This is a genomic window from Rhizobacter sp. P2_H2 (assembly GCF_056403375.1).
Map to the genome: position 1 here is coordinate 1 of NZ_JBFUFP010000428.1, position 4392 is coordinate 4392.

Here is a 4392-nt window from a genome sequence, read left to right on the forward strand (position 1 = left end):
GGTCGCCACCGTGAGGGCGAAGACGCCGACGCAGCGGGCCGCCGAGCGGAGGGGGGTGGGGGGAGGGATGTCTTTCGGCTTCATGGCCGGCACGATAGCGTTCCGTGCAAGCGCTTGCAATGAGAGGGCCTGACCGTTCTTGCGAATCAACGGAAACTAGCGGGAAACCCCGGGGGTTTGCCGGGCGTGAAACCCCAATCCATGGGGTCGTTCTCCTTTCACGCGCGAGGAAGTCAAGCGCTATCATCGGGCCATGCCCATCGAAAACACCAGCGTCACGCTCGAAGAGGTGGCGCGCCTGGCCGGGGTTTCCACGAGCACGGTGTCGCGCTACCTGAGCGGCACCCACGTCGTCGCCGAAGAGAAGGCCACGGCGATCGAGAGCAGCATCAAGCGCCTGAACTACCGGCCCAACCTGGTCGCGCGCGGGCTCGCCAAGGGCCGCACGATGACCGTCGGCGTCCTGACGCAGGAGATCTCCAGCTCGTTCTTCAACGAGGCGATGCGCGGCGTCGAGGATGGCCTGGCCAGCCACCACTACGAGGCCATCTTCGTGAGCGGCCACTGGAACAAGGTCGAGGAAGAACAGCGGCTGATGTCGCTGATGGGCCGCCGGGTCGACGGCGTGATCCTGCTGGTGGCCGAACTGGACGACGAGCTGCTGGATCGCCATGCGCAAGGCGTTCCCACGGTGCTGCTCGGGCGGCAGTCGGCGTCGATGCGGGTGCATTCGCTGTGCTTCGACCACTACGCCGGCGCCTGCGAGGCGGTGCGCCACCTCGTCGAGCTCGGCCATCGCCGCATCGCCTTCATCGCCGGCCCTCCCGGGCGCCAGGATGCCGAAGAGCGCCTGCGCGGCTACCGCGACACGCTGGTCGCGGCCGGGCTGCCCTTCGACGAACGGCTGGTGGCGCCGGGCGGCTACGTGGAGACGGGCGGCGTGACGGCGATGAACATGCTGCTCGACCGCGGCCTGCCGTTCAGTGCGGTGTTCGCCGCCAACGACGACTCCGCCTATGGCGCGATGCTCGCGCTGTACCGGCGCGGGATGCGCGTGCCGGACGACATGTCCATCGTGGGCTATGACGACCTGTCCCATTCCTCCTTCTCGCTGCCGCYCCTGACCTCGGTGCGGCAGCCGCTGCGCGACCTCGGCCGGGAGGCCGCGGGGGCCGTCGTGGCGCTCATCGACGGCCGCAAGCCGCCGCGCGCGACGATGGCGAAGCTGGAGTTGATCGTCCGCGAATCGACCAAGGCGGTTCCCGTCACACGCTGACGCACAGCGCCCCATCCCGGTGCGCCTCACATCGCGAAATCGCAAGATCGGCTAGGTCCGTTCAGGGTTCCCCCTGGGCCGGCTCCGACAGACACTTCATACACTGCCGTGCAAGCGCTTGCATGAGTGTTGTCACGAACGCGACGGGCGCGTCGTCGGACCCCACCAGGAGATGAAGTGAAATTCGCAACCAGGCTCAGTCTCGCCACGCTGCTGGCATCGGCCACCGGCCTTGCCTCGGCACAGGCGGTGCTGACCGTCGCATCGTTCAAGGACCTCGACCGCTCGGTGCAGGCGGCGATCCCGCTGTACAAGAAGATCCACCCCGAGGTCGAGATCAAGCTGGTCGCGCTCGGCTACGGCGACCACCACAACGCGATGACCACGGCGCTGGCCACCGGCGCGAACCTGCCCGACGTGATGGGCATCGAGATCGGCTTCGTCGCCAAGTTCGCCGAAGGCGGCGGTGTCGAAGACCTGTCCAAGCCGCCCTACAACGCGCTGCAGTTCAAGGACAAGTTCTTCAGGTTCACGGTGGCGCAGGCCACCAGCCGCGGCGGCATCTTCGCCGCGATGCCGGCCGACATCGGCCCGGGCGCGCTGTTCTATCGCAAGGACCTGATGGACAAGGCCGGCGTCACCGAGGCCCAGCTCACCAGGTCGTGGCCGTCGTTCATCGACGCCGGCAAGGCGCTCAAGGCGAAGACAGGCGCCTACCTGATCCCGCATGCCGCGGCGATCAAGGACATCATGATCCGCTCGGGCCTGAAGGACGGTGAAGGCATCTACTTCGACGCCAAGGGCAAGACCCTCGTCGATTCGCCGCGCTTCGTCGAAGCCTTCGAGACCGCCAAGCTGGCGCGTGCGGCCGGCATCGACGCGAAGGTCGGCGCCTGGAGCAACGAGTGGAGCGAAGGCTTCAAGCGCGGCACCATCGCCTCGGAGATGATGGGCTCGTGGCTGGCCGGCCACCTGAAGAACTGGATCGCCCCGGACTCCAAGGGCAACTGGCGCTCGGCGGGCCTGCCCGGCGGCGTGAACGCCTCGTACGGCGGCAGCTTCTACGCGATCCCCAAGGGCTCGAAGAACAAGGAGCTCGCCTGGGACTTCGTGAAGTTCATGACGACCAGCAAGGAAGTGCAGATCGCCGCCTTCCGCGAACTCGATGCCTTCCCGGCGCTGGTCGAGGCCACCACCGACCCGTTCGTCGACCAGCCGATGGACTTCCTCGGCGGCCAGAAGGCGCGCCAGGCCTGGAAGGCCACTGCCGCGAAGATTCCCGCCACCGAAGTGGACAAGCTCGACCCGGTGGCCGCCGAGGTCGTGAGCGCCGAGTTCGACAAGGTGCTGGAGCAGGACAAGGACGTGAAGACGGCGCTGGCCGACGCGAAGAAGGCGATCGAACGCCGCGTTCGCCGCTGATCCACCGAGACCGGAAGTCCCCCCATGTCCGCAGTCCCCGCCCTCAACGGCGCACCGGCGAAGAAGACGAAGCGGCGCCGGCTCAAGCCGTGGCGCTTCATGCCCTACGTGTTCGTCGCGCCGTTCTTCATCCTCTTCCTGACGTTCGGCCTGTTTCCGCTGCTGTTCTCCGCGTATGCGTCGTTCTTTCGCTGGGAGCTGACCGCGGGCCTGGGGGGCATGAAGTGGGAGGGCCTGGGCAACTACGCCTTCGTCCTGCAGTTCGATGACCTGCCCTGGTCGCACTTCTTCTCGGGCCGGTTCTGGTCGGAGCTGTACGCGCGCGACTTCTGGCGCGCGATGTACAACACCTTCTGGCTGGGCATCGTCTCCGGGCTGCCGCAGCACCTGATCGCGGTGCCGCTCGCGTTCTTCATCCACACGAAGTTCCGCCGCGCGCGCAACCCGGTGATCGCGATGTACTTCCTGCCGTACATCACCAACACCGTGGCGATCACGCTGGTGTTCTCGTCGCTGTTCTCGCGCGACTTCGGCGTCATCAACCAGGTGCTCACCGGCCTGGGCCGCCTGGAGGTGTTCGGCGCGCACCCGCTCGCCTGGCTGTTTCCCGTGCAGAACGTCGACTGGGGGCGGCCGGAGTACACGCGGCCCATCGTGTCCTTCATCGTCTGGTGGCGCTTCGTCGGCTGGAACACCGTGCTCTACCTGTCGGCGCTGCAGACCATCCCGAAGGACCTGTACGAAGCCGCGACCATCGACGGTGCCGGGCTGTGGCAGCAGTTCCGCTACATCACGGTGCCCTTGCTGCGCCCGATGATGCTGCTGGCCGTCACGCTGACCATCATCGGCAACCTGCAGCTGTTCGAGGAGCCCTTCATCCTCACCGGCGGCAGCGGCGGGGTCGGGCAGGTGGCCGAGACGGTGGCCATGCAGATGTACAAGGTCGGCCTCAACGATGGCGACTTCGGCACCGCGTCGGCTGTCGCCTGGCTGATGTTCATGGTGATCGCCGCGCTCACGTGGCTCAACAACCGCACCCTCGGGCGCAAGGATTGACCGGCCATGACCGCATCCCGACTCACCGCCCAAGCGGGCGCCAAGGCGCCGCCCGCAAGCCGCACGCGCGCGCGGCTGCTGCGCAGCCTCAAGCCCTCCGAGTGGCTGCCCTACGCCATCGTGATGGCGGGCGCGCTCATCATGCTGGCACCGTTCTACTTCATGTTCGTCTTCGCGACGCACACCAACAGCGACATCCTCTCGATGCCGCCGCCGCTGTGGTTCGGCTCGGCGCTGGCCGACAACATCCACCAGCTCGTCGCGCTGCGCCCGCACTTCTGGCACAGCCTGGGCCTGTCGCTGTGGGTCGCCGTGGCGGCCACCGCGCTCAACCTGTTCCTGTGCTCGCTGGGCGGCTATGCCTTCGCGATGTACGAGTTCCCGGGGCGCGACACGCTGTTCGCCGGCCTGATGGCGACCATGCTGCTGCCCGCCTTCGTCGGCATGATCCCCTTCGTGCTGCTGATGAAGGAGATCGACTGGCTCAACAGCACGCGCGCCCTCATCGTGCCCGGCGCCTGCTCGGCCTTCGGCGTGTTCATGATGCGCCAGTACATCGGCTCGGCGCTGCCGCGCGAGCTGGTCGAGGCGGCGCGCATGGACGGCTGCGGCGAGTTCGGCATCTACTGGCGCATCGT

4 protein-coding genes are annotated in these 4392 nt (G+C 67.3%); all 4 read left to right on the plus strand.

All coding sequences use genetic code 11. The features are described from left to right. The first annotated feature begins 253 nt into the window (after positions 1-253). A complete protein-coding gene (locus tag AC1D15_RS19590; protein WP_477827294.1) occupies positions 254-1276 on the plus strand; it encodes a LacI family DNA-binding transcriptional regulator in 1023 nt (340 codons plus the stop codon). Between the two features lie 177 nt (positions 1277-1453). Further along, the gene (locus AC1D15_RS19595; RefSeq protein ID WP_477827295.1) at positions 1454-2698 is read left to right on the plus strand and encodes an ABC transporter substrate-binding protein; all 1245 of its coding nucleotides are present in this window, start codon (positions 1454-1456) and stop codon (positions 2696-2698) included. A gap of 24 nt (positions 2699-2722) precedes the next feature. Next, positions 2723-3754: a carbohydrate ABC transporter permease gene (locus tag AC1D15_RS19600; RefSeq protein WP_477827296.1), complete on the plus strand. Its 1032-nt coding sequence runs from the start codon at positions 2723-2725 to the stop codon at positions 3752-3754. Positions 3755-3760: 6 nt separating this feature from the next. Continuing rightward, positions 3761-4392 (plus strand): carbohydrate ABC transporter permease (locus tag AC1D15_RS19605; RefSeq protein ID WP_477827297.1); only part of this gene is annotated, 632 nt, incomplete at its 3' end.

What these genes read in the sequence shown, in the direction of transcription:
- AC1D15_RS19600 (WP_477827296.1), top strand. Translation starts at nt 2,723, where the DNA reads ATGTCCGCAGTCCCCGCCCTCAACGGCGCACCGGCGAAGAAGACGAAG.